The sequence below is a fragment of the Nostoc sp. genome (assembly GCF_036917975.1).
Classification (GTDB): Bacteria; Cyanobacteriota; Cyanobacteriia; order Cyanobacteriales; family Nostocaceae; genus Nostoc.
This window is the reverse complement of record NZ_JBALEJ010000030.1, coordinates 43,524-70,437: the sequence shown is the minus strand read 5'-3', so window position 1 is coordinate 70,437 and position 26,914 is coordinate 43,524. Positions and strand designations below refer to the sequence as shown.

Annotated in this window: 22 protein-coding genes and 1 pseudogene; 11 read left to right on the top strand and 12 right to left on the bottom strand. The window is 42.8% G+C overall.

The features are described from left to right. The first annotated feature begins 186 nt into the window (after window positions 1–186). The 6 genes and pseudogenes from V7K76_RS14040 (at window position 187) to V7K76_RS14015 (ending at window position 6,630) form a co-directional block, all read left to right on the top strand. Window positions 187–2,169 carry a hypothetical protein gene (locus V7K76_RS14040; RefSeq protein ID WP_334779067.1) on the top strand — a complete coding sequence of 661 codons (1,983 nt, stop codon included), beginning with the start codon at window positions 187–189 and terminating at the stop codon, window positions 2,167–2,169. A 192-nt stretch (window positions 2,170–2,361) separates the two neighbouring features. Continuing rightward, window positions 2,362–3,504: a 7,8-didemethyl-8-hydroxy-5-deazariboflavin synthase subunit CofH gene (cofH, locus tag V7K76_RS14035; protein WP_334779065.1), complete on the top strand. Its 1,143-nt coding sequence runs from the start codon at window positions 2,362–2,364 to the stop codon at window positions 3,502–3,504. A 154-nt stretch (window positions 3,505–3,658) separates the two neighbouring features. Beyond that, the gene (locus V7K76_RS14030) at window positions 3,659–3,814 is read left to right on the top strand and encodes a hypothetical protein (protein ID WP_334779109.1); all 156 of its coding nucleotides are present in this window, start codon (window positions 3,659–3,661) and stop codon (window positions 3,812–3,814) included. Continuing rightward, window positions 3,774–3,962: pseudogene (locus V7K76_RS14025) on the top strand (phosphatase PAP2 family protein); the annotation flags it as partial. The gene V7K76_RS14030 and the pseudogene V7K76_RS14025, both read left to right, overlap by 41 nt. A 250-nt stretch (window positions 3,963–4,212) precedes the next feature. Further along, complete coding sequence (psb27, locus tag V7K76_RS14020) at window positions 4,213–4,617, top strand: photosystem II protein Psb27 (RefSeq protein ID WP_179065027.1); 405 nt, start codon at window positions 4,213–4,215, stop codon at window positions 4,615–4,617. A gap of 513 nt (window positions 4,618–5,130) precedes the next feature. Further along, the gene (locus tag V7K76_RS14015) at window positions 5,131–6,630 is read left to right on the top strand and encodes a family 10 glycosylhydrolase (RefSeq protein ID WP_334779064.1); all 1,500 of its coding nucleotides are present in this window, start codon (window positions 5,131–5,133) and stop codon (window positions 6,628–6,630) included. A gap of 95 nt (window positions 6,631–6,725) precedes the next feature. Here V7K76_RS14015 and V7K76_RS14010 read toward each other — a convergent pair whose 3' ends face one another. The 4 genes from V7K76_RS14010 to V7K76_RS13995 all read right to left on the bottom strand — a co-directional run bounded on the left by V7K76_RS14010 (window position 6,726) and on the right by V7K76_RS13995 (window position 10,921). Further along, the gene (locus V7K76_RS14010; protein ID WP_334779063.1) at window positions 6,726–7,349 is read right to left on the bottom strand and encodes a chloramphenicol phosphotransferase CPT family protein; all 624 of its coding nucleotides are present in this window, start codon (window positions 7,347–7,349) and stop codon (window positions 6,726–6,728) included. 183 nt (window positions 7,350–7,532) lie between these two features. After that, on the bottom strand, window positions 7,533–8,129 hold the full coding sequence (locus V7K76_RS14005; protein ID WP_334779062.1) for a molybdenum cofactor guanylyltransferase: 597 nt from the start codon (window positions 8,127–8,129) through the stop codon (window positions 7,533–7,535). 92 nt (window positions 8,130–8,221) lie between these two features. Beyond that, window positions 8,222–10,285, bottom strand: coding sequence for a thioredoxin domain-containing protein (locus tag V7K76_RS14000; protein WP_334779061.1), 2,064 nt, complete (start codon window positions 10,283–10,285; stop codon window positions 8,222–8,224). A gap of 480 nt (window positions 10,286–10,765) precedes the next feature. Beyond that, on the bottom strand, window positions 10,766–10,921 hold the full coding sequence (locus V7K76_RS13995; protein ID WP_334779059.1) for a hypothetical protein: 156 nt from the start codon (window positions 10,919–10,921) through the stop codon (window positions 10,766–10,768). Between the two features lie 552 nt (window positions 10,922–11,473). Between V7K76_RS13995 and clpP the strand changes: the two genes are divergently transcribed. Continuing rightward, window positions 11,474–12,085, top strand: coding sequence for an ATP-dependent Clp endopeptidase proteolytic subunit ClpP (gene clpP / locus V7K76_RS13990; protein WP_179065021.1), 612 nt, complete (start codon window positions 11,474–11,476; stop codon window positions 12,083–12,085). A gap of 142 nt (window positions 12,086–12,227) precedes the next feature. On the opposite strand, the gene V7K76_RS13985 is transcribed toward clpP, so the two are convergent. Next, a complete protein-coding gene (locus tag V7K76_RS13985) occupies window positions 12,228–12,878 on the bottom strand; it encodes a hypothetical protein (protein WP_334779057.1) in 651 nt (216 codons plus the stop codon). 101 nt (window positions 12,879–12,979) lie between these two features. After that, window positions 12,980–13,867, bottom strand: coding sequence for a hypothetical protein (locus tag V7K76_RS13980; RefSeq protein WP_334779055.1), 888 nt, complete (start codon window positions 13,865–13,867; stop codon window positions 12,980–12,982). A 1,470-nt stretch (window positions 13,868–15,337) separates the two neighbouring features. Between V7K76_RS13980 and V7K76_RS13975 the strand changes: the two genes are divergently transcribed. From V7K76_RS13975 to V7K76_RS13965, 3 genes are all read left to right on the top strand, one after another. After that, window positions 15,338–17,695, top strand: a complete 2,358-nt coding sequence (locus V7K76_RS13975; RefSeq protein WP_334779054.1) for a ribonuclease R family protein — start codon at window positions 15,338–15,340, stop codon at window positions 17,693–17,695. A 17-nt stretch (window positions 17,696–17,712) separates the two neighbouring features. Next, window positions 17,713–18,333 carry a flavin prenyltransferase UbiX gene (locus tag V7K76_RS13970; protein WP_334779053.1) on the top strand — a complete coding sequence of 207 codons (621 nt, stop codon included), beginning with the start codon at window positions 17,713–17,715 and terminating at the stop codon, window positions 18,331–18,333. 275 nt (window positions 18,334–18,608) lie between these two features. Continuing rightward, on the top strand, window positions 18,609–19,307 hold the full coding sequence (locus tag V7K76_RS13965) for a LapA family protein (RefSeq protein WP_334779051.1): 699 nt from the start codon (window positions 18,609–18,611) through the stop codon (window positions 19,305–19,307). A 19-nt stretch (window positions 19,308–19,326) separates the two neighbouring features. On the opposite strand, the gene V7K76_RS13960 is transcribed toward V7K76_RS13965, so the two are convergent. From V7K76_RS13960 to purS, 4 genes are all read right to left on the bottom strand, one after another. After that, window positions 19,327–19,521, bottom strand: a complete 195-nt coding sequence (locus tag V7K76_RS13960; RefSeq protein ID WP_289797223.1) for a hypothetical protein — start codon at window positions 19,519–19,521, stop codon at window positions 19,327–19,329. A 1,314-nt stretch (window positions 19,522–20,835) separates the two neighbouring features. Beyond that, window positions 20,836–22,356 carry a bifunctional phosphoribosylaminoimidazolecarboxamide formyltransferase/IMP cyclohydrolase gene (gene purH, locus V7K76_RS13955; protein ID WP_334779050.1) on the bottom strand — a complete coding sequence of 507 codons (1,521 nt, stop codon included), beginning with the start codon at window positions 22,354–22,356 and terminating at the stop codon, window positions 20,836–20,838. Window positions 22,357–23,059: 703 nt separating this feature from the next. Continuing rightward, window positions 23,060–23,734 carry a phosphoribosylformylglycinamidine synthase subunit PurQ gene (gene purQ, locus V7K76_RS13950; protein WP_334779049.1) on the bottom strand — a complete coding sequence of 225 codons (675 nt, stop codon included), beginning with the start codon at window positions 23,732–23,734 and terminating at the stop codon, window positions 23,060–23,062. Window positions 23,735–23,871: 137 nt separating this feature from the next. Continuing rightward, window positions 23,872–24,150, bottom strand: coding sequence for a phosphoribosylformylglycinamidine synthase subunit PurS (purS, locus tag V7K76_RS13945; protein ID WP_334699626.1), 279 nt, complete (start codon window positions 24,148–24,150; stop codon window positions 23,872–23,874). 144 nt (window positions 24,151–24,294) lie between these two features. On the opposite strand from purS, the gene V7K76_RS13940 reads away from it, so the two are divergent. Beyond that, entirely contained in the window at window positions 24,295–24,699 is a 405-nt protein-coding gene (locus V7K76_RS13940) for a Fur family transcriptional regulator (RefSeq protein ID WP_334779048.1), read from the top strand. Window positions 24,700–25,172: 473 nt separating this feature from the next. Here the strand turns inward: V7K76_RS13940 and V7K76_RS13935 are convergent, their stop codons facing one another. After that, window positions 25,173–26,180, bottom strand: coding sequence for an SPFH domain-containing protein (locus V7K76_RS13935; RefSeq protein ID WP_334779046.1), 1,008 nt, complete (start codon window positions 26,178–26,180; stop codon window positions 25,173–25,175). Between the two features lie 212 nt (window positions 26,181–26,392). Next, window positions 26,393–26,827: an NfeD family protein gene (locus tag V7K76_RS13930; protein ID WP_334779045.1), complete on the bottom strand. Its 435-nt coding sequence runs from the start codon at window positions 26,825–26,827 to the stop codon at window positions 26,393–26,395. Window positions 26,828–26,914 lie beyond the last annotated feature (87 nt).

The window sequence follows — 26,914 nt, the reverse complement described above, 5'->3', positions numbered from 1 at the left end:
GCTTCATTTCGCAACTCTTGGAGACGCTACCGCGAACGCTCGCAATGACATTGTGTAATTAATTTTGTTTATCTACTTATATACGTGAGGGATTACCAAGAAATAATATTAGCACTATGGAGTGGACATCTTGTCTGCTCTTGGTTATTATTGGCGGCGAGACGCTCATCCCACAATAAAAATTGGATGTTTATAATTTTACCTTTCATTTCTTTAATTGCTATTTTTTTGTTAATTAATAAAAATGCTCCTGATTGGCGGGAATCGCTAATAGTAGCCTTTACTTACTGGGGAGTTTTGCTCACTGTCATCACAGAAATTTTGAGTTTCCTTCAATTAATTACTTTTGGTGGGGTATTAGTAGCTTGGGGATTAATATGTGTAATATTAATTTCTTTTTTATATCTGCGGTTAAATCCTCAAAAAACTCAGATTTTAGAGCCAAATAAATCTTTTCAAGTAAATGAAAATATTAAAATCCCATCAGTTATAAAATTCTTGTTATCTGGCGTGGGTTTTGTTGTAGCGACAGTTGGATTAATTGCAATTACCGCACCACCCAATAACTGGGATTCTATGGACTATCACATGAGTCGTGTTGCTCATTGGATAGAAAATCATAGTGTTGCTCATTATCCAACAAGTTATACTCCACAGCTATATCAAAACCCTTGGTCAGAATTTGTAATTTTGCATTTTCAAATTCTCAGTGGTGGTGACTACTTTGCTAACTTAGTTCAATGGTTTAGTATGATTGGCTGTATTATTGGAGTGTCATTAATTGCCAAACAACTCGGAGCAGATTTACGAGGCCAGGTTTTCTCTGCGGTTGTAACTGCAACAATTCCTATGGGAATATTGCAAGCGTCTAGTACTCAAAATGATTATGTAATTGCCTATTGGGTAGTTTGTCTTGCCTACTATTTGCTATCAACCATTGAAGCCAAAAACAGCAATATTTGGACGATTTCATTCAAGATTGGCAGTAGTACCGGATTAGCTATTTTGAGTAAGGGAACTGCTTATTTTTATGTCTTTCCCTTCTTAGTTTGGTTTGGTTTATACCAAATTAAACGCTTACGTTGGCAAGTATGGAAGCCTGCTTTGATGGTAGGAAGTATATCTTTATTACTTAATATTAGCCACTATTTACGCAATTATAATTTATTTGCTTCACCCCTTGGTGAACCAGGTGAGTATAAAAATGAATTACACGGTATTAATATACTTTTTTCTAATGTTATCAGAAATCTGGCTTTGCATATAGGCACACCGATTGGTTTATGGGATGGAATAGCAAATAAACTAATTCAAATCATACATACATTTATTGGTGTGGATATTAACGACCCCCGGATAACTTTTTCCAAAACATTTTTTGTACCAGGAGGTTGGCCAACAATTGGGATATCTGGTAATGAAAATGGTGCTGGTAATTTTATACATTTAGCATTGTTAATTATATGTATTATTATTTTTATATCTCGAAAATCTATTCGTAAAGACAGTTATCTAGTTGCTTATTTTATTGCTACCATATCTACATTTTTGATGTTTTGCTACTTAGTCAAATGGCAAGCTTGGAATAGCCGTCTTCATTTACCTTTTTTCGTATTAATTTCTCCATTCTTAGGCATTATTTTATCTAAGCTGAAAAAGCAAAAAATAGCAATTTTACTAGTAATATTTTTGCTTATATCGTCTTTGCCGTGGCTATTTTTTAATCGATATAGACCTATCATTGATAGCAACAATATATTCCAAACCAGCAGAATTGAGCAGTACTTCAGTAATAGACCATACCTCAAAGGGACTTACACAGGAGCCGTTGAGTTTTTAAATTCAAAGAAATGCTCGAATATTGGTCTATTAATGGGAAATGACCCTTGGGAATACCCTTTGTGGGTACTTTTACAGCAAAATAATCCAGAAGTAGTTAAAATTCAACATGTTAATGTCACTAATATTTCGGCAAGTTTAGAAAAAGAGGATTCCTATAAAGATTTTCAGCCTTGTGGGATTATTGCAATGGAAACTAAAAAAAGTAAACAAAAGAAATCTCTAGAGGTTAATTTCAAAGGTAAAACTTATACTCGCTCTTGGAATTCTCCAGAACTTGGTGTATTTATTAAACAGAATTCAGGAGTCAGGAGTCAGAATTCAGAATGAATTATGTGCGACTGGTGGATAGCGCAGCGTAAAGCCTTCTCTACGAGAGGCTGCGCCAACGCTTAAAGCTAGTATTTTCGAGTCGCGTCTTGATTCTGACTACTGAATTCTGACTACTGAATTCTTCTTCAATAAGTAGAATTTTATTTCCAAGATTATAAAATTAAGATTTACTGAGAAATTAATCAAATAATGCTGACAAAAACTATTGTTGAAAAAATTCTGGAACGTGCCTTGATGGGGTATGACTTATCTCCCGAAGAGGGAGTGGTGTTATTACAACAAACTGACCCAGAGGCGATCGCAGCAATACGTACTACATCCGACACACTCCGCCATACTCAAGCAGGCGATACGGTTACATACATAATTAATCGTAATATCAACTTTACTAATATTTGTGAGCAGCACTGTAGTTTTTGTGCTTTCCGTCGAGACGATGGTGATGTCGGTGCATACTGGTTAGATTCGGCGCAAATTTTGGAAAAAGCGACAGATGCAGTGCGACGAGGTGCAACGGAAATCTGTATGCAGGGTGGGTTAAATCCACAAGCGCAAATCAATGGTAAATCTTTGCCCTACTATCTCAAGGTAGTGGAAACCATCAAACAGGAATTTCCTCAGATACATCTGCACGCTTTCTCTCCTCAAGAAGTACAATTTATCGCCAGACTTGACGGACTCGAATATGCTGATGTGATTATTGTTTTGCGCGATGCCGGAGTTAATTCAATGCCGGGAACAGCAGCAGAAGTATTAGACGATGAGGTTAGGCGGATACTGTGTCCAGAGAAGATTGATACAGCCACTTGGCTAGAAATCGTCAGTACCGCTCACAAATTAGGCTTGTATACCACTAGTACTATGTTATCTGGGCATATTGAAACCCACGAACAGCAAATCGGGCATTTAGAAAAATTGCGATCGCTCCAAAAAACCGCTATCAATCAGGGATATCCAGCAAGAATCACAGAATTTATTTTATTACCCTTTGTTGGTCAAGAAGCCCCCAAATCCTTACGTCGCCGTGTCGGACGCGATCAACCAGTTTTAACCGATGCATTGCTATTAGGAGCTGTAGCACGAATTTACTTAGGTAATTGGATTCCCAACCATCAGCAGAGTTGGGTAAAACTGGGGCTTGCAGGTGCAACAGAAGCCTTAGTTTGGGGTTGCAACGATATCGGTGGCACCTTGATGGAAGAGCATATTACCACAATGGCAGGTGCTTTGGGTGGTACATGCATGGAAGTGGAAACCTTAGAAACTGCGATCGCTTCTTTAGGACGACCTTACCAACAACGAGATACCCTGTATCAAAAAATTAGGAATTAGAAAAAAAATTCTCTTCAATCTCCTTACTCTGTGTTCTCTGCGCCTCTGTGGTTAAATAAATTACTTTTAAACCGCAAAGTCACAGAGAGATCAGAGATAAAAAATAGATTTTACAAGTCAGCTTCAATATTTTTCGGTTAAGACAAGAGACGCGATGAATCGCCGTCTTTACAATAATCAGTCTTTTGTAGAGACGGCGATTTATCGCGTCTTTGCTATTATTTATCGCGTCTTTGTGATCTATAATTTTCATCAAAAAACCTTAACCGATGGCAAATCACTATCCTCATTTTGCCAAAATCATTTATAGTTTGACAGTTATTTTAATTGCTGCTATTGGTATCAGCCGCTTATATTTAGGAGTTCATTGGCCCACAGACATAATTGCAGGTTATGGAGTCGGTTTTTTGTGGCTGATGATATGTATTACGATACTTAAATTGCAAAGATTGAGGTAGGAAAAGTTACTTAATTAAATCCGATCAACCTCTAATTCCATAACTTCGCAGAGAAGACATTGCGATGATAATTGTCCAATTAGATTTTTTAATAACCTGATTTTTTTGCCCAAGATGCTTGTAAATGAGCGCTTTTTATGCAATGAAACAGCCCTCTGCTTACTCCCATATTCCCCACTCCTCACTTAATTGATCCCCAAGTTACCAATCCAAGATAGGATGGACGTTGATTTACGTATTCTTTTACTTAATGCATATGAAACGCTATTGGTCGCGTTTGCTTGCGCTGGTTTTGGTTGTATCTATAGGCTTAATGGGTTGTTCTGGTAGTCCAGATAGTTTGACTGGGGATTATCGTCAAGACACCTTAGCTGTGGTCAATATTATGAGACAAGCTTTGGATCTTTCACAAGATTCACCAGACAAAGCAGCAGTTCAAGCAGAAGCGCGTCAAAAAATTAATGACTTTTCCGCTCGCTACCAACGGGTTAACTCTGTTTCTGGTCTTGGTTCCTTTACAACCATACGAACAGCCCTCAATTCCCTAGCTGGACACTACAGTTCTTACCCAAATCGTCCTGTACCCGAAAAACTCAAAAATCGTCTAGAGAAGGAGTTACAGCAGGTAGAGACGGCGCTGAAGCGTGGTGGTTAGCTATTGGTTCTAGTTCACGTGAGGTACACCCGTAGGGGCAATACCCTGCGGGAAGCCGCTTTGCGTCTACATGAATTGCCCCTACACTTTGCGATATAATTTTCCACTTTAAATTTTTAACTATATTAACGTGAGTCTCCGTTGGAGGCGCACCTTAATATAAGCCGATCCCTTGGGATCAAAGTATATTGCTAGATTTAATTCACTACGAATTAATGAAATACTGTATCTATGTAAAAAATATTACTATTTTTGTCAGATTTTCAATAACTAAGTACAAGCAGAATCTACCCAATAGTAGACTAAACTTGCCTTGTATTCAGGTATTCTATACTGCCATTTATACGTTTATGTGTTTATAAAGGAATACGGCAACAGAAATATGTTCTTGGGAGTCTTAAAAAAATAGGTTTCAGAACCTTGCTAGTTAAGTGTGTAATTATATACACATTTTCAATAGTTTTCTGATTTGGGATTGATTTGAAGTTTGAATTTGTTCATCTACTGCTAGGTATGTCTAACCGTCCCTTGAACTTTATAAGATCGACATTATTTTGGCAGCGCTTATTCGCTGTTGTTTTCACTAGTAGTTCGTTGCTCCCCAACTTTGGGAGTCAACCAGCAAGGGCGCAAGTGAGTCAGTATTGTCAGTTATCATCAGCGGTGGCGCAAGAAAAAGAAAGCTTACGTTTGTCAGCCCTTAAAGGCAATGAAAATGCTCAAACGCGCTACCAAAATATGCTAAAAGAACAGGCACAGGAATTACAGGAGTGCCGGACTCGGACTTGGCCGCAAGTTCAAGCTATTTGGTTGCGCTTGTATCCTTGTGACATTCAGCCAGGAACAATTGATCAGATTATGGATCGGATTGTTAATCGTGGCTATAACCAAGTTTATATAGAAGTATTTTACGATGGGCAGGTTTTATTACCAGCAAGAGCTAATCCGACAGTTTGGCCTGCCGTGATTCGCACTCCAGGGGCAGAAAACACTGATATACTCGCCACAGCAATTAAAAAAGGTCGGCAACGTGGTTTGAAGGTCTACGCCTGGATGTTTACCACAAATTTCGGCTATACTTACGCCCAGCTTCCAGACAGAGAAAGTGCGATCGCTCGTAATGGCAAAGGTCAAACGAGTTTATATGTGGTAGATAACGGCTCTCAAGTATTTATCGACCCCTACAACCTGCAAGCAAAACGCGACTACTACCAATTGGTACAAGAAATTTTGCGTCGTCGTCCAGATGGCTTGTTATTAGACTACGTGCGTTATCCCCGACAAGCTGGAAGTGATTCCATCGCCACCAAAGTTTCAGATTTATGGCTATTTACTCCCGCAACCCAAGAAGCTTTATTTAAACGGGCACAGAATTTCAAAGGGCTGGACTTGATTCGCCGCTTTTTGAGTAAGGGATTTGTCACTGGTGGAGATATAGCCGAAGTCGATAAACTTTATCCTCAGGAAGGGGAACCCCTCTGGCAAGGACGCCCTCTCCCACCAGCTGAAAAATCAATCCTGCCTGCAACCGATAGACAGCCGCTTTTACAATGGGAGTTGTGGCAGCTTGCCGTTGCCCACGCTATGCAAGGAATTCTAGATTTTGTCACCATCGCTACTTACCCAGCAAAGCAGCTAGGTATTTCCACAGGAGTGGTGTTTTTCCCAGATGGCAATCAAACTGTAGGACAAGGGTATGATTCCCGCTTGCAACCTTGGGATCGGTTCCCCACTACATTAGAGTGGCATCCGATGGCTTATGGAAATTGCGGTGATGTTAGTTGTATTGTGTCGCAAGTGCAGCGGGTTTTGAGTATGGCAAAACCAGGTACACAGATCATCCCGGCTTTAGCTGGTAAATGGGGAGAATCCGTCAGTAATCGTCCATCCCTAGAAGTACAAATGCAGGCACTTCGACAATTTGCCCCCCAACTCAAGGGAGTGAGCCATTTTGCCTATTCTTGGCAATATCCTGAGAGTGATAGCGATCGCAAATTCTGCCGAGTTAAGTAGACTTCTTGCAGTAGTAATGAAGAGTGCTGAGTGCTGAGTATGGTGAAAAGGGATTGAATTTCCCTTTCAACTTATCAAATTACACGCAGTCATAATTACGTATGGAGTGCCGCGAGTCGTTGGAATGCCGACGGTGCTGGAGTATCTGCGAGCTGCTGGCGGATCACCTCGGCACACGCACCTGGGCTTAACAACGAGGTATCAACTTCCAGGTCATAGATGCCAGGGATGTGGACTTCATGTTGCCATAACTGAACCGGATGTGGTATCGAGTCGGCTGTACTTCCCACCTTCCACCCCGTTTTTTGCCGTCGTTCCATAATGATCTCGATGGGGCAGCGAACACCTACAAACAAAACTGGCAATCCGTTCAAACGTCGGGCACTATCAGCCAGAATGCCCCGCTTCATTGCGTAGGCATCATGGTGTCCGATATCAACCACGACATTTAGACCCAAACGGCTATGGGCGGCGATGGATTCATACATAGCGCTGTACAGAATGGGAACCACAGGTTCAATGTCCTGGCGTTCTCCCCCTGGACGCAAACCGATCCCAGGCAGGTATCGTGCGGGAGTCATTTGCATAAATCTATCGACACCCAAGTTCATCCATAGACCATCAAATGTCTCCTGGATAACTGCAACAATGCTTGATTTACCCGATCGCGGGACACCATTTAGGATAATAATCTGTCCTAGTGTCTGTGTCTGCCCCATGACCACTCCTCTATATAGTTAGCAGTTCCACATTAGGGCTAAAACGTTCAATAGGCAATTGAAAATGCTTCTATACTAAAAACGGATGATTGCTAGACTTTTGCCCAGGCAAAAATCTTTGTATATCAATACTTCTGGCGATTTTAAAACTAAAGCTGCAACCCGTCTTTAGTATACCTCAACTCAACTTAAAGCCAAGTCCTCTGGTGTATTACAGTTAAACAGCATTTCGGGTTCTGCTAAAGGCAAAACTTCTACCGGATATTGCCGAAGCCACTCCTGAAACGATCGCCCCCCTTGGTTGATAAACTCTAAAAGTTGTGGCAAACAGTGGCGGCGATAAAAACCACACAGGGGTTCCCAACCTTTGGGATTATGAGCTAAAGCTGCGATCGCATTATCCCCTACACCATCAAGTCTAGTTACCCATTCTTGCAAGACCTCAACCCGCAATCTCGGTAAATCGCAAGCTAGCAGCAGTACCCATTCTGTTTGTACTTGCGCTAATCCTTGAGCAAATCCAACTAAAGGCCCCTGGGCTAGAGATTCTCTAAACATAGGCACTTCTCGGATAAACTCACAACCAGGTAAAAGCAAATTTTGATAGCGTTCTGGCCAGGGAGTAACTATATAAATAGTATCTGCACAACCTTTGGCGATCGCACAAACTCGCTGTAACAACGGCACTCCTTCAATGGGAATCAAGGCTTTATCTTGACCCATGCGAGAACTTTTACCGCCTGCTAACACAATGGCGGTTAATTCGCTTCGGTTCGTCATAATTTCGTAAGTTCGTAGCAAATTCTCTTAAAAAACTCTGCGTACCTCTGCGCTTTCCTCAGCGTCCCTTTGCGTTTAAAAACCGCTATGAATTAATCCAAAGCTCTATTCTGACTTTTCTCCACTTGCTGCCATAAATGCTCTACACTTTCTGCTGGTGCAAGGCACTTCAAGCCTTGGCAAACTAACCCAACACTTCCCTCTGGTAAATCAGATGTGATGGCAAACACAGCCGCCGGCAAATACTTGGGGATCAAAGCGTTAATCTGCTCAGTGGTGCTGCGAATCAAGGTAGAATTACGATACCAATCCAAAGCTGTAAATAAGCTGGGGCAAGCTTGGGGAGCGCGATGCATTACGCTCTTAAAAGCTTTTAAACCAAGTTCCGCTAAATCTAAATAATCTAGATTATCGGTGAGTAGGGTGAGACGGACAAGGTTAGCGATCGCAATTCCATTAGCTGAGGGTGTAGCGTTATCAGCATAACTACGTTCTCGGACAATTAAATCTTGACTAGAGTCGCTTGATGTGTTATTGTATCCACCCAACTCTACACTCCAAAGAAATTCGTTGAATTGATCTTGGATAGCGATCGCATTTTCTAACCATTGCTCCTGCTCAGGGTTGGAAGCTTGTAAATCAAGCAGAGCTTTAATAAACAAAGCGTAATCTTCAGACTGAGCTAAAACACTTGGTTCTCCTTGATAGTTGAGTCGCTGAAAACGCCCATCGACAAATTGATTTTCCAAGATAAAATTCGCTGCTCGTGCTGCTAATTCCAGATATAAAGGTTGTTGGAAAACCCCAGCAGCCCTAGCCAGTCCAGAAATCATCAAGCTATTCCAGGCGACAATCATCTTCGTATCTGTCACCGAAGGAATGCGACCCGACCAATTAGTGGTTTTTGCTTCCTGGTTGTTACGAGCCGGGGGAAAAGTTTCTAGCGACTCAGAACTAACGCCATAACGAGCGTTAAACAGCTTATTCAGCGAAGTTTCTAGCGTTGCGCTCAGTTTGCCAGAATTCCTTCTTTGCAAAACATTACGTCCTTCAAAGTTGCCGTTGGGGGTAACAGTAAATTGCTGTTGTAATTCTGTTAATTCTTCAGGTCTTAACAGTTGTTGTAATTCGCTGTAACTCCAAACATAAAAAGCTCCTTCTTCTGGTTCTACTGCCGTGGGTTGAGTGAAGCTATCGGCATCTTGAGAAGCATAGAAGTAACCTTCAGGCGCGGTCATTTCCCGCTTCAGCCATTGTACAGTACCAGCGATCGCCCTTTCAAAGGCTGGCTCTTGTACTCCGGCACTCCACAAAGAAGCCAGATACTCTACAATCTGTCCATTGTCGTAGAGCATCTTTTCAAAATGCGGTACTGTCCAAGTTGGGTCAACAGTATAGCGATGAAAACCACCACCTACATGGTCATAAATGCCTCCCAACGCTAAGTCTAGTCCTCGCTGGGTACAAACTTGCTTACCATCATAGTGAGATTCAAAGTTAAATCGAGTTCCCCGCAGTGCTAATTCTGTGTAGGGAATCATCGGAAAGCTATTGCCAGATTGACTAGGAGTAATTATGCCTGTGCTGGTTTCCCAACCTTGGCGGAGTAATTCATGGTCTTCAAGCTCATTTGTTGTACCGTCTTGCAACACCGCAGACGTGAGCAAAGACTCAATAATCAAGGCTTTGCGTTGCTGTAAATCTGCTTTTTCTATATCGTAATAACGGCGAAGGGATTGCAACACCTGCAAAAATCCTGGACGACCATAGCGCGGGTCTACAGGGAAATAAGTCCCAGCGTAAAACGGCACTAAATCTTCTGGTGAAAGAAAAATATTTAAAGGCCAACCCCCTTGACCGCTCATCATCTGCAAAGCCTGCATATAGATGCTATCAAGGTCAGGTCTTTCTTCCCTGTCTACTTTGATGGGAAGATAATTGGCATTCATGTAGTCAGCGATCGCAATATCAGAAAAAGCCTCGCCTTCCATGACAGTACACCAGTGGCAACTAGAATAGCCAATGGAAAGAAAAATCGGTTTATTTTCTGCCCTTGCAGTTGCAAGTGCTTCGTCACACCAAGGCCACCAATCAATGGGGTTTTCGGCGTGTTTCCGGAGATAGAGGCTCTTAGCTTCAGCAAGGCGATTAGTCATGATCAAACGCAAATAGTTGCCTTCTTTGCTCAGTCTACCCTTTTCCCAAGAGTGTTAGCCTAGACGGCTATGTACATAAGGGACTTCCAAGAAATAAATTATTCAAGGAAACGAACCACAGAGGCGCAGAGAACACAGAGGGAAGAGAAGTAGAGAGGATTTTTGCGTCAGTTTTGGGATATTTTTTTATTTGGAAGTCCCTAAGCAAGAAACCCCTGAGTTAGAAGGTAGCACTGGTTTTGATATCACCTAAGTAAGTTTATGTGAAAAATTACAGGTTTGTAGTCAGCCAGGGCTGACTACAAGGCAATAATCATTTATATATACTAAAGACGGGTTGCAGCTTTAGTTTTAAAATCGCCAAGAGTATTGATATACAAAGATTTTTGCCTGGGCAAAAGTCTAGCAATCATCCGTTTTTAGTATAACTGGGTTTATTTACGCCGACTTACTTATACCTGGGCAACTTATGAAACATTCTTATTGAAAAGATCGCAACAGCAAGCTAACAATATTTGGTGGCGTTTCTTGCATAGGTGATGCTGTCTTTGTCTGAATTAAAGTATTTGGGCTAAGTCCTACTATCAGATGGAGCAAGAAGGTGATGATGGCGGCTTGTATAAGTTTTTCCAGCATGGCTCGTCTCTCTCTGAGTGGATAGCATTTTAATTAGGACTAGTTATTCTAAATACACCTCGTACTATCGACTTACCGAATCTAACAAAAATAACTTGATAATTGCCGAGGAAAATCCTAAAAAAATGTTTAAAATGTTACTGAAAATTAACATAATTCCCTAAGCAAGTCGGCGAGGAATGGCGCTCCGGGACTGGGGACTGGGGACTGGGGACTGGGGACTGGGGACTGGGGACTAGGAAGAGTTTTCTTCTCTACTTAGACGCTACGCGAACAAAACTTGGTTGGGGTCTGAATCCACTTACAAGTTTTCCCAGTCCCTAATCCCCAGTCCCCAATCCCTTTTTCAATTGGGATATTCTCTTAGACAGCTTTTGCTGCTAAAAAGTGCCCTTAAAGGTTGAATCCATTGCAAAATATGCTTTTAGTCTCTTTTTGGATAAGACAGAATGGGAAAGATTTACTTTTATCTACCTGGGAATAGTAGAGATAAACCCCAGTTTTGTGCTGCCACCGATAAAATGTATTTAAAGTAGCCACAAACACGCTTCCATGATTCCTATCGTTATTGAACAATCGGGTCGAGGTGAACGCGCCTTTGACATCTACTCACGGCTGTTACGTGAGCGCATCATCTTTTTGGGACAACAAGTTGATAACAACATTGCCAACTTGATTGTTGCCCAACTGCTGTATTTGGATGCTGAAGACCCGGAGAAAGACATTTATATGTACATCAATTCTCCCGGTGGTTCGGTGACGGCTGGTATGGGCATTTTTGACACTATGAAACATATTCGCCCTGATGTCTGTACAATTTGTACCGGATTGGCGGCGAGTATGGGTGCTTTTCTCCTCAGCGCGGGTGCTAAGGGTAAGCGGATGAGTTTACCCCATTCTCGGATTATGATTCATCAACCTTTAGGCGGCGCTCAAGGACAGGCGACTGATATTGAAATTCAGGCGCGGGAAATTCTGTATCACAAGAAGCGGCTAAACGACTATTTAGCTGACCATACAGGTCAACCAATTGAGCGCATTGCTGAAGATACTGAACGTGACTTTTTCATGTCGCCAGAGGAAGCCAGGGAATACGGTTTGATTGACCAAGTGATTGACCGTCACGCCGCCGGTAGCCGTCCAGCCGTTGCGGTTGTTAATTAATAGTCACGATTGGCAAATGGTGATTTACCACTTTAAATTCTCTTAAACCGCAAAAATAACCCCTCTTTACTTATGAAGAGGGGTTATTTTTGGAATGGATGGTCTGCTAAAGTCCTTAATACCGATTTGGACACATGACTAACTAAAATCCCGCTATTGGGTTTGGCTGAGATTGTAAGTATTTGAGGAATTCGTGTAATTCTTCTTCAGTAAGTAAAGTACGCCCTCGCTTACCGTAGACTTTAATCAGATGTTCTCGTCCCCGTTCTGGTGTCCAGCCTAAGCGCTGGATTTCGACATCTGTTTTGGCAATTACATCCGACAAATCTGCTGGTGTTGGTTGAGATGAAAGGGATGCAAGGTATTTTCGGAAGTCTAGTAATTCTGCTTCTGTCAGCAAAGTACGCGATCGCTTCCCATAAGTTTTAATCAGATGCTCCCGTCCCTGTTCTGTTGTCCAGCCTAAACGCTGCATTTGGACATCGGTCTTAGCCAATATCTGAGATAAATCCTCAGAAGATATTCTAGTAATTACAGTGTCTGATTCTTCTGAGTATGTAGAGAAATCTTGGAACTCTTCATATTCCGCATCAAAATCTGTGGGGGATTCTATTGTAGGTAGAGATACAAGGTATTGGAAGAAGTCTAGTAATTCTACTTCTGTCAGTAAGGTACGCGATCGCTTCCCATAAGTTTTAATCAGATGATCCCGTCCCTGTTCTGTTGTCAACCCTAAACGCTGCATTTCACAATCTGTTTGAGCAATTACTTCAGAAAAATTCACAAGTTCCATAGCTTCGTTACTGTTTCAACAGCCTACATCTCTTGTCATTAGTCCTTACAAATGACCAATGACTAATGACTAATGACTAATGGCCAATGACCAATGACTAATCAAAATCCCGCTATTGGGTCTGGCTGAGATTGGAGGTATTTGAGGAATCCGTGTAATTCTTCTTCAGTGAGCAAAGTACGCCCGCGCTTACCGTAGGTTTCAATCAGATGCTCCCGTCCCTGTTCCGGTGTCCAGCCTAAACGCTGAAGTTCGACATCTGTTTTCGCAATTACATCTGATAAATCCACAGGTTCAGCTTTCTTGTTTCTCTTTCCTTTCCCTGACGGGGCAGCGACATTTTCTTGAGGGCTGTAACTCCGGGGTGTAAATGGTGTGACATTATTGGCAGAAATTGCTGGAAATGTTTGATTTTCTAACTGGTTATCAAAGGTTATTTCCAAGCTTTCAACTGGAGGATCAAATTCTAGCTCCCGGTTGTCAGTCACAGGAAAGTTTTGACCTAAATCCTGGCTATAGGTATCCTCGCTTAGGGGCGCAGCATTGCTGTACCCATACTGTTCGTTACTGCTTGTTACTACTTCTGGTTTGATGTTCAGTACTTTGGAGGGCGGCGTAGATATTTCTTTGTCGCTGACTGCTGACCACTGATTACTAACAAACTCCTCATCCTTTACGGAGGAATAGGCAGCAGGCTCATTTAATCCTACTTTGGTATTCAAGGAAGGGTTTTGCTGCGTCGGAGAAATTGGATTTGAGGTAAATGCCACTGATTCTTGTGGCGCATTTGTAATACCCAAAACTATCAACGCCCTGGTTCTGGCTTGGTCTTCTGCTGCTTCTACTGTTTCGGCTGCTGCCATACCCGTAGCACGGGTTACGCCTTCAATTTGCACGCTTGCCCGAACAATATATTTTCCTTGAAAAATTTGCACTAACTCAGAAATCAGACTACCTTTGGGATACAAGCTCTGGAATTGAGCCAACATAATACTGCTACCAATGTAAAGGGGAATGGGGACTAGGGACTGGGGACTAGGGACTAGGAGTTTTCCAAGGGAGCAATGCTCTAACAGTGAGTGGGGAAGCAGGGGAGGCAGGGGAGGCAGGGGGAGAGAAAGAAATAAGCGTATTTAGGACTATAACGCTCGTAAAAAATACTAAAATTTTCTCTTCACTTCCCCTGCTCCCCCTGCCTAAGAAAGCTCTTTTCACGATCATCTCACTTTTTCGCATTGCTCCCTTTTCCAATGCCCCATGCCCAATGCCCAGTACCTTTTAAAGTAATATTCTTGCTTTGCCTTGTGTCCTAATTGTAGCAGTAGGTGTTTTTTGACGAAACTTTTAGCTAGTGCTAACTTGTCTGGGTAGTCTTGCTTGCAATGCTATACTGATTACCCAACTGGATATCTAGAACTATTTTCTGGAAGTGCGCTCTAAATCTACAATAATGGAGATAAGGTTCACCCTCGCTGCTTATTAAGCTGCTCACCTAATTGTTACCGATTCTACATGTGGGAAAATTGGGTTCACCGGCAGTTCCTCCTAGTTAAACATCAGAGTCTAATGGCGTAAAATTACCTTCACTCTAGACAATCAAACACTTGTAGTTTCCACGCCACTTGACGGCAGTTGCTCCACTTGGGGAGACCCCAAGACCGCACTGCCTCCTCCACTTGGGGAGACCCCAGACGCTCACAGACTCGCTATCGCTTTTAGCGTCTCCCCTTGTCCTAAAGGGAGAGGCTGACGCCAAGGGAGAAGACGGGGGCTGCCTCACCGCAGTGGCTCACCTGCATAGCGCTTTTGGGCAGTATGGAGAGTTCTCTAAACCCAGCTTCTCAAAAACCCGTCGCGTAACCTAGCGGGGCTAAATTCTAATCAGGCGTGCAATCTTAAGTTTGGTTTAGATGAAGGGACTTGAATGCAGGCAAATTCTGAGAGCATCTTGCAGTGAGAAGTTCGTAGACACCCAGAGTTGTCCGTGGGTCGGCTTCCTTTGCTCGGAACTGTGGGAGTATTTTCCCGCTTTTGCTGGGTCGGGCTTCCTTTCCTTAGAACTTAGGAAGTCTTGCTTCAGGGCAATTAGTTTCCAACTTGTTTCTGTAAGCCGTGAGAGTATACAGGAAAGAACCAGATTAAAGAAGAATTCAGAATTCAGAATTCAGAATTCAGAATCAAGATAGTAGGGAATTCAGACCCACCACTACAAAAGTTGACCACAAAACAAGAAAATTTTTGTGGGGGACTTAAACCCCTTGATTCAGACGCTTGCGGACTCGCTACCGCCCTTCGGTTTCACCAGTCACCTACAGAAGTAAACCTTCTTGCAGTGCTGGTTCACCAGTCACACAGAATTAAATTCTGTTAGCGGTAGTGGGGCGTTTAGCCCATTCTGGCTCCTGAATTCTGTTTTGTTAAACAACAAATGATGTTTTGACCAAAGGTCGGTTCACTGCATGGAATTTTCAATCGCTACACTCCTTGCCAATTTCACCGATGATAAATTGGTAGCTCGGAAGGTTTTAGAAAAGAAGCTTGGCTGTGAAGATGAAAAAAGTTTACAAAAACTTCACATTGCCTTAGATGTTCTGGAAAAAATCGGTATTTTAGTGAAGGAACGGGGCAAGTACCGCCGTGTCTCAGAAGACGGCGTAATCGAGGCAAAACTCCGTTGTTCTAGTAAGGGCTTTTGCTTTGCTATTCAAGATGTGGAAGGCGCTGAGGATATTTACATCCGCGAAAGTCATCTGAGTAATGCTTGGAATGGCGATCGCGTTTTGGTGAGAGTTCTCAAAGAAGGCAGTCGCCGTCGCTCTCCTGAAGGGGAAGTAAAGCTGATTCTCGAACGTTCCAACCACACGTTACTGGCACGAATTAAGCAGGTGGAAACTGGTTTCCGGGCTGTGCCTTTAGACGATCGATTGCTATTTGAACTCAAGATTCAACCTAACGGGGCAAAGTTAGAAGAAGCGATCGATCATCTGGTTCATGTGGAAGTTTTGCGTTATCCGTTAGCACAATATCCTCCCCTCGGTCGAGTCGTGCAAATCCTCGGTAGCGATGCCGAAGCTGCTGCTGATATAGATTTAGTTACGTGCAAACACGACCTTTCCCGGACTTTTCCAGATAATGTTGTTGAAGCAGCCGCCAGGTTGCCCAAAAAACTCCTGAAAGCAGACCTGAAAAATCGGCTAGATTTACGTAATTTGTTTACTCTCACCATTGAAGGGGTAAATGGCGGCGACACCAAATTTATCGAAAACGCTTTTAGTTTAGAAAAAAACTTAGCCGGAAATTGGCTTTTAGGCGTTCATATAACTGATGTTTCTCACTATGTCCAACCTGATGAACCTCTAGATAGAGAAGCACTCAAACGCGGTAAATCAGTGTATTTGGGAGAATTAGTTTTGCCAATCTTGCCTCCAGCAGTGGCAGAACGCTGTTCTTTAGTACCTGGGAGCGATCGCTTAACCATCTCTTTTTTAATTACCATTGATCCCAAATCGGGAGAAGTGTTGGAGTGGGAAATTCAACCCAGTGTAATCAATGTAGAGACTACACTAAGTACTGAACAAGCTCAAGCAATTCTTACAGGTGAATCTCAAGATAAATCTCCCCAGGTTTCCCAAATCTTGCAAGACCTCCAAGCCTTGCAAACAGCCGTGAAACAAGTGCGGTTAACTCGTGGTAGCCTCCAGTTAAATCTACCGCCTAGCCAAAACGCCTATTATGATGAGGGAATTTTAGGCGCTGTGGTGGTGAATGATTTACCAGTGCGATCGCTACTCACGGAGTTGGTACTGTTAGTTAACCAACTATTCGCAACTCACTTAAATGCCCTTGGGGTTCCCGCTATCTGGCGAGTCCAAGGCACACCCGATGTTGAAGATGTCCAAGAAATGCTGAAATTGGCAGTCAATTTAGGCGTTGACCTCACACTAGATCCAGAAGTCGATATCCAACCCTTAGATTATCAACATTTGACCACAGCTTTTGCCGAATCTCCCTCTGAGCAAGTTCTTACTTACTTATTACAAGATACACTTAAACCGTCTGCGTACAGCACCACTAAAGGATCTCACTTTGGTCTGGCACTACCGCAATATGTCCACTTTAGCGCTCCCTTGCGGCGTTACCCAGATTTGCTGATGCAGAGAGTGTATTACACCCTACTCGAAAACGGGCGCGATCGCCGCAATACCCGTGTGAGAGAACGCGTTAACCTGCGCCACTCCTCCAGCCACGAGGAAATTAACTGGAACGTTTTACCCCCAGAGTTGCAACAAGAACTGCAAAGCGATTTAACTAGGGTAATTGTTCAAATCAACGACCGAGAAAAGGAAGTCCAAGAAGCTGAAGCTGATTTAGCTGGACTGCAAAAAGCCCAACTGATGAAGCAACGCATCGGTCAGGTATTTCAAGGCGTGATTACCGGGGTGCAATCCTACGGTTTCTTTGTGGAAATTGAAGTACCAGCCGCCGAGGTAGAATCCAGCAGTAATCCGGGTGTGCCTCTGCGGGTGGAAGGGTTGGTACACGTCAGTTCCCTCAAAGATGATTGGTATGAATATCGCGCCAGACAACAAGCACTGTTTGGTCGCAAAAATCGCGCTTCTTATCGATTAGGCGATCGCGTCGCTGTGCAAGTGAAGAGTGTCGATTACTACCGTCAGCAAATCGATTTGGTAACAGTCGGCAGCGATGGACTAGCTAAAAATTTAACTGCTAATGATTCCAATGAGGAGCTTTCAGACCTCTACTTACCAAATGACATTGAGCCTGATGACCTAGATCCCTACTCTGATGATGAGTAAAATTTACTACGTTTTACGTGTCAAATAACACCAAACCTTTAATTCTAGGCGTATCGGGCGCATCTGGTCTGATTTACGCTGTTCGCGCGATCAAATTTTTGCTAGAAGCGGAGTATAGTATTGAATTGGTCGCCTCTAAATCAACTTACATGGTTTGGCAGTCAGAACAGGAAATTCGGATGCCACCAGAACCAACCGGGCAAGAACAATTCTGGCGAGAGCAAGCTGGTGTTGCACTTGCGGGTAAACTACGCTGTCATCCTTGGAGCGATGTTGGAGCCGGGATTGCCAGTGGTTCCTTTGCCACTCTGGGGATGATGATTATTCCATGCAGCATGAGTACAGTGGCAAAGCTAGCAGTTGGCTTGAGTTCCGATTTACTAGAACGGGCAGCGGATGTCCAACTCAAAGAAGGGCGAAAGCTAGTCATTGTCCCGCGTGAAACCCCTTTTAGCCTCATCCACCTACGTAACTTAACTTCTTTAGCAGAAGTTGGAGTTAGAGTTGTCCCCGCTATTCCCGCCTGGTATCACAATCCCCAAACCATCGAGGATTTAGTTGATTTTGTAGTTGCCCGTGCTTTAGATCAACTAGATATTGACTGCATCCCAATTCAGCGGTGGCAAGGTCATCGTTAATGCCCTCAGTGGATCTATCATAAGTTTCACAATAGTCCTAAAAGGGTAATGATAGAGATGGCTGATAGTGTCAGTAGTCAGTAAAGAGTAATTAGTGAAGAGTAATCAGACTAATTACTGATACCAATTTGAAAAATGATTGCGACAGATGGACAGAGAAAACCCAGATACACCAAGCGGTTTCCAATCCAAAATCCAAAATCTAAAATCCAAAATGGTATGACTACTGACCACTGACAACTAACAACCGACCACTGACAACTGACAAAATTGCTATGGCTGTAATTCGCTTAATTCTATTGGTGGCAGTACTGGGAGGACTAACGCTGTTGTTAGTCCAAAATTTCTCACCTGCCATATCGCTAGTATTTTTGGGCGCGCGAACTCAACCATTACCACTAGCGATATGGATTTTGTTCAGTACTACCACTGGTGCTTTCACATCGATATTGATTGCTACCTTGTTTAAATTATCCAATTATTTTCCGGCAGGACAACGCCAAACTCCTAACAGAGCAACCGCCGCTTCAACTCGTGCCAAGGCAACCCGGAGAGAAGAACCGACATCTCGTCCTGCCAGTCCCCCACCACCAGCTAGTAAAAAAGAAGAGCCTAGCAGTGAGGTATTTGATGATTGGGAGACAAATAGCAGTGGAGATGATTGGAACTTTGATGAAAATTCACAAGAAGCACCTACTCCTAATCCTCAAGCTCAACAGCCTAGAGATTCAACAACTTACGAACGTCAATCAGAAGCCAAAAGTAGTTCTCAGTCTGGTTCAGTTTACTCCTACAGCTACCGCGAGCCAAAAAATACGGCTGCGGGAAAAACTGAATCAATTTATGATGCTGATTACCGAGTAATCATCCCCCCTTATCAGCCGCCGGCTACCAATCAAGCGGATGATGATGATTGGGAATTTTTTGAAGATGATGATGATTTTAAAGATGATGGTAAACGCCCCGGTCGGTGAGATGTCGCAGGCTACATCTCTACTTGATGCCACACCGCTCTCTAGACTCCTGCTTGACCTTACCAGTCATCGCAGCTTCCTGCAAAGTCATGAAAGCATTAAAATCTTCCAGGTCATATCGGGTAGTCAACAGTTGTCGTAGTTGATCTTCAGCTTCCACCGTCAAATAGCCAGTTGCTAAAGCTCTTTCTACAACGTCACGAATTCGAGTCATGGTTGACACCTCATTCATACTATATTTATTCATTCAGGCTTATTGGGGTGAAATATGCAGTAGTCTTTGTGTCGAAACTTCAATTTTGTCAGGTTTTTTTGAGCGATCGCAGCAAATAAGTCATTATTTACACCTTTACCAAAAACATTTAATTGAGCGGAGCTTGTTATAACTGAACTTTTAGAGAAACGATACTGAACTTTTAGAAACACAGTATTGTGTATACTTAAAATTACCCACCAGAGTAAAAACCCTGATTATTTAGATAGACAGATATTGTTTGGATAAAGTTTCAAACAAGCTACGTTAATTTTTTTGTTAAGTACCGCGATCGCTATCCAGCAATTACCAAGTTCCATCAGGAAATTTACTACATTCTTTACACAATCATTATTTATTGCTTATGGGAATTTCACAGAATAATGGTTAATTTATTGCCTAAGTTACTTTAAACACATTAGTGGCAGTAATAATAGCAGTGAATTCAACTCAAATATAAAGATGAATTTGTATTATTTAAAAATAATTGAAAGTTAGAAAAGTTATACGTAAGTTCGATATCCGCAAAGAGAAAAGCCTTGACATCCGTTGAAAATAAATTTCTCAGAGGTTTACTTTGTGGTTATATTACTGCGGAAATTGCTAATGTCGCCGTTCAAAATCGTAGTAGCAATACTGTGTAGAGTTTATATTTTGAATGGATTATATACAGCAGATTACAACTTGGTGAGGTACAGATTATCGTAAGGGCACAACAATGTTCATTGGTGTCAACTTAACGCGAAACCGCTTGTCCGCCGGGAATTTAAATTCCCGTATAATAGATAAAGTCATCTTAACATGACTAAATATCGCCAAAAATCTCCAGTCTACTTCAGTAGACTTTAGCTATTAGCCAAAGAAATTTATTTTTGAAGTAATAAGTAACAAGTAATAAATAATGAGTAAAAATATGAAATTATTTTGGAAGCGTTAATTTCTATAATTTATACATACAAATTAAAAAATGCCTGGGAGTGTTGCCGTGTTTCCACCCCAGACATTTTTTATTCTTAACTTGCTCCTCACACACAAATAGATATTATCACTACTTCTATTAAATGGCAAGTATATTGAGTGACATTTTCAAAACTACACAGGCAATCCAATTTTTGACAAATTAAAAAGCGCCTGGGAGTGTTACCGTGTTTCCACCCCAAACGCTTTTTATTTTTAACTTGCTCCTCACACACGATTAAAATATATCACCGCTTCTATCAAAGGGCAAGTAAATCACGTGACACTTTTCAAAGTGTACACCTTATGGTCAATAATTTAGTGTAAAAAGTGACGTACACCAGTTAAGACCATCAGCAAACCCAGTTCGTTAGCAGCTTTGATTGAATCTTTATCGCGTAAACTTCCCCCTGGTTGGACAATGACTGTAATTCCTGCGGCTGCGGCTGTTTTGACTGAATCATCAAAGGGGAAGAATCCATCGCTGGCGAGAGTTGCACCTTTGGCTTTTTCTCCAGCTTGTTCTAGGGCTATTTTAACTGAGCCAACGCGGTTCATTTGACCAGCACCTACTCCTAGTGTAGTGCGATCGCTGGTCACAACAATGGCATTAGATTTCACGTGTTTGCAAACTTTCCAAGCAAACAGCAGTTCGGCTAATTCGTCGGGTGTGGGTTGACGTTCGGTGACTACTTGCCATTGACTGGTATCAGCAATGATGTCATCGCTAGTTTGGACAAGGAAACCACCCGCGATCGCTTTCACGGTATCTTTAGGGCCACTGCTCAAATCAGTTAGAGTCAAAACCCGCACGTTAGATTTCTTGGCAAGGATTTCTTGAGCTTCGGCATCACAACTTGGTGCAACCACACATTCTAAAAATGTTTTAGTTAACTCGCTAGCTGTCGCCGCATCAATCGGACGGTTGAGTGCGACAATTCCACCAAAGGCAGAAGTAGAATCAGCATTAAAAGCTTTTTGATACGCTTCGGAAATTGTACTTCCCAATGCCGTACCACAGGGGTTTGTATGTTTGATAATCGTTGCGGCTGGGGTATCAGTGAATTCTGCAATAATTCGGCGTGCGGCTTCTAAATCAACTAAGTTATTGTAACTAAGTTCTTTGCCTTGCAGTTTGGTCGCGGCTGTCCATCCAGTTGGAGTAGTACCAGTTTGATACCAGGTGGCGGGTTGATGGGGATTCTCGCCGTAACGCAGAGATTGTAATTGTGTACCGTTAAGGGTGTACTGCTGTGCTTCTGCGAGGTAAGATGCGATCGCTTGATCGTAACTAGCAGTGTGCGAAAATCCTTTTAATGCCGCCTTTTGGCGAAACTCTAGGGATGCTTCGCCGTTATTTTGGCGCAATTCCTCTAAATACTCGTCATACTGCCCTGGATCGCATAATACAGCGAGATGGGCGAAGTTTTTCGATGATGCCCGTAGCATAGCCGGGCCACCGATATCAATTTGTTCAACAGCCTCTAATAATGTTACCCCTGGTTTAGCGATCATTTCCTCGAAAGGATATAGATTCACCACCACTAAATCAATTGGGCGAATTTGGTTATTTTCTAAATCTGTAATATCTTCGGGAACATCTCGCCGCGCCAAAATCCCGCCGTGAATCCGGGGATGCAGCGTTTTGACTCGACCACCTAGTATTTCTGGTGAACCTGTATAATCTGCAACCTTGGTAACAGGGAGTCCCGCATCTTTGAGGGCTTGGGCTGTTCCCCCACTGCTGATTAAATCAAAGTCAAATTCTTCAACCAAGCTACGGGCTAGGTCAATTATACTAGTTTTGTTAGCTACACTCAGCAGGGCTAGACGCACCATTGATCAATTCCTTAAAATTAGGCTAGAAGCGAAGGATCTCAAGTTTTGCATAAGCCTTGGTTTACTTCAAGACCATTTTGAATTTTAGATTTTAGATTTTGGATTGGGAATCGCTTTCTGTGTCTGGGTTTTGTGAAACCATCTGTCGCAATCATTAGACATCTGGTGAAATTAAATATGCGTTATCCAGAACCCTTGTAGAGACGTAGCAGTGCTACGTCTCTACATTCATTTTCACCAGATGTCTATTTTTTAAATTGGTATTAGTCTCTAATATTGGCGACGCCGTCTGTAGAAGAATGTTCATCTATCTTTCAGACAGCGATCGCTCTTTAACCCAATTTAACCTCATCTATGTTGAAACCTAGAGTTTTTTAAAAGATATATTTATGTAGGTTGGGTGGAGTGAAACACAACCCAACATTACCACCAAATTTTATCGTAAATAAAAGGGTTTAAGAACCTGCAATCTACACGTAGCACCAGTTTCAGTCGGGGTTTGTCTTGAGAAATCGCTCCACTTGGGATGCATCCCAAGACCGCGTTTCTCGCTAAATCCCCGTCTGAAATGTCTTTAATTTTGAATTTTGAATTTTGAATTTTGAATTGTTAAGTTGGGTTACGCTATCGCTGCACCCAACCTACAAAACTACGGTTCTCAAGGTAGACGAGGTTTAACCCAATTTATTGCCTGATATTTCCTCTACGCTAATGCCGCTACCTTCTCTAGCAAGCCTTGAAACAACCTCAAGCCATCAGTACCCCCCAGCATTGCATCTGATGCCCTTTCTGGGTGCGGCATCATCCCCAACACATTGCCCCGACGATCGCAAATTCCGGCGATGTTGTTCAATGAACCGTTGGGATTTTCGCCTTCATAGCGAAACAAGACTTGCCCGTGATCTTCAATTTCTGCGATAGTGGCTGCATCGGCGTAGAATCGCCCCTCTCCGTGGGCTATGGGCAAAGTGATCACTTCACCAGTGCTATAAGCTTGTGTCCATGAGAGATTAGTACGCTCAACTTTCAAAGGGACGCGATCGCAAATAAAATGCAAATCCCGATTTCTGGTTAACACTCCCGGCAAAAGTCCGACTTCAGTTAATACCTGAAAACCATTACAAATACCGAGGACAAACTTACCTTTTTGGGCGTGTTCCACAACCTGCTGCATTACGGGTGAAAAACGCGCGATCGCACCGCAGCGTAAATAATCACCGTAACTAAAGCCACCAGGGATAATCACGACATCCAAATCAGCAATATCTGTTTCTTGATGCCAAACCATGCGAGTCGGTTGTGAGAGCAAATCTCTAGTTACATAAGCAACATCGCGATCGCAATTAGAACCGGGAAAAACAACAACACCGAATTTCATGATTAGTTAGGGGAGTAGGGAGTGGGGACTGGGGACTGGGGACTGGGGATTGGGGAGCAGGGAGAAGAGTTTGAGTTTTCCCCTCCGCCCCCCGCACCCCGCCCCTCTGCCTCTTTTCAATGCCCAATGCCCAATCCCTAAAATACCCCAGTTTGAGTTTCGACCTCAATTAATTCAAAGCGGTAATTTTCAATTACGGGATTTGATAGCATTTGGTCACAAATGGTATCAAGGTCTTTACGCGCTTTCTTCTCGTCAGTAGAGGTGATGGTGAGTTCAATGTACTTGCCAATCCGCACCTGGTCAACGTTCTCGTATCCCAGTTGCTTAAGACCAGATTGTACAGCGACACCAGCGGGGTCTAAAACTGAAGGACGAAGGGTCACGAAAATTTTGGCTAGATACTTGGTTTGCACGGGCTTTTTTTGAATGCTGCGATCGCTATACTATAACTTTATGCTCTAACTGAGTGAAAATAAGATTACGAAGCGGTTAAAGTTAATTGAGCGATTAGCCCATCTAACAGCTTCAACTACAGTGGCATATTTAAATAATTGTCTATGAGAGCCATACGCACCCGCAGTCAAGAGCGTATTTTCAACCTACTGAAAAACATCAAAAAAGGCATTTCTGCCCAGGATATTTACGTGGAACTACGTAATACAAATCAGAGTATGGGTTTAGCAACAGTTTATCGTTCCCTAGATGCCTTAAAACTCGAAGGCATGGTACAAGTGCGGAATTTGGCTAATGGTGAAGCCCTTTACAGCCTAGCGCAGCAAGATAAACACCACCTTACCTGCTTGCAATGCGGTGTCTCAATTCCGATTCATCAATGCCCCGTTCATGACTTAGAAGACCAGTTAGAAACCAGCCATAAGTTTAAAGTTTTTTACCACACCCTAGAGTTTTTTGGGTTGTGTAATCAATGCCAAGTAAACCAAGCTACTGAGATTGCTCAGTAGTCACCCAATCTTATGTTTTCTGCACGCGGACTGGTTAAGCCTAACTACAGGAGTAATGAAGTGTTGAGAATTAGCGTTGAAGAAGCAGCTATAAATTTAAAATCTCTCTTAGAACGAGTAGCTAGGGGAGAATAAGTAATTTTGCTAGAGCAAGATAAGGCTGTAACTCGTTTAGTTCCTCCGCTACAAAAGAAAGAACGATTAGCAAGTATAAAACAATTTCGTGATTCTCTTACGATTAAGGGTGAATCATTGAGCGCAACTGTCATCAATGCGCGTACAGAGGAACGTCATTGATTTATTTAGATACAAGCGTTATCGCTCCTTTGTATTGGAGAGAAGCTTTAAGCGATGCAGTGCCATATATCATTGGGCATTGAGCATGGGGCATTGGGCATGGGGAAGAAATTAATCTCTACAACTCCTAACTCCTAACTCCCTACTCCCCACTCCCTACTCCCCACTCCCCATTTCTAGCTAGGACGATTATTTTCTAATCCTGGTATTTGTTTAGAAAACAACTCGTTAGAGTCAAGTTGACCATTTGAGATAACTGAACGCATACCCTCGAAAGCAGCAGGGATAGTGCGCGGATCTATAAATAAGACCTTGCTGCTATCGCTTTTACCAATTGTCGCGCCCATATCTAGATAGCCCAAGGCAAACAGAACTTCTACTGCTTTATTGGCATTGGGATTTGTCTGGAGCTTTTGGGCTATAATTTCTGCTGATTCTGCGATCGCTTGCGCTTTCAAAACCTGTTGCTGACGTTCTGCTTGAGCTTTCATCACCAGCGACTTTTGTTCAGCTTCCGCTTGCAAAATTGTCGATTTTTGACGAGCTTCCGCATCCAATATTTGCGCCTCAGCTTTACCTTTAGCACTATTGACAGCAGATTCGCGTTCGCCCTCAGAAGTTAAAATTGCTGCCCGTTTGCGTCGTTCTGCCGACATTTGCAATTCCATCGATTCTCGCACTGCCTGAGACGGAATGATATCTCGCAGTTCTACCCGTGTCACTTTCACACCCCAAGGATCGGTAGCAACGTCCAAATCTCGTAACAAAAGTTCACTGATATGGGAACGAGCAGTAAAGGTTTGATCCAACTCCAGTTGTCCCATTTCGGCACGAATTTGAGTCAGCACCATATTTATCATTGCCGACTGGAGATTTTCTACCTTATACCAGGCTTTTTCCATATCCACGATGCGCCAGTAAAACACTGCATCTACCTCAATGCCAACGTTGTCACGGGTGATGCACTGTTGGGGAGGAATATCTAAGACTTTTTCGCGGATAGTTCCTTGGTAGACAACTCTATCCACGAAAGGAATGACAAAGTTTAATCCTGGTTCGAGTTTTTTGTTATAACTACCCAATCTTTCCACCAAAGCTTCATTGCCCTGATTGACGACTTTCACCGTTCCGGCTACGGCACCACCACCAAGGGCTAAAAATACTAGTAAAAAAAACTGTTCCATTGTGTAATCTCCTGGTTTTTAATAAAGAGAATGGGGAGTAGGGAGTTAGGAGTTAGGAGTTAGGAGTTAGGAGTTAGGAGTTAGGAGTTAGGAGTTAGGAGTGGGAGAGATTAGGAAGTAGAGATTAATTTCTTCCCCATGCCCAATGCCCAATGCCCAATCCCCAGTCCCCAGTCCCCAGTCCCCAATGCCCAGTCCCCAATCCCCATTAACTAAGAATTCAACAGATTTTCTGGTACGACAATTAAAGTAGTACCTTCCCTCCTAACTACATAAACTTTTTGATTGGGTGGTACGGTAAATTTCTCATCGTCACATCTTGCTTGCCAAGAATTTCCCTCATACCGTACCCGCCCTGTTTTCCCAGGCAGAATTTCTGTTAAGGTTTCAGCTATGACTGCATCCTGAATTTTCGATTTGCGTCGTCGCGGTTGCAAAAACCGACGAGAAAGCACAATTAGGGCTGTGGAAAGCAACAGCCAAACTACAACTTGCAACCATACACTTCCCATACCCACTCCAGACAGCAGCGCCACCACAAAAGCGCTAATTCCCATCATGAAGGCGACAAACGCCGATGGTAAAAACAGTTCCATTAAACATAGAACTGCTCCTGCCAGAAGCCAGATTAAGGTAAAACTTGGCATAGCGCCATCCTAGTCTCTACATTGACGTAAATGCATTTCTACGATTAGATACAGCCAGACGTAAGTTATTTACAGAAAGCAAAACTT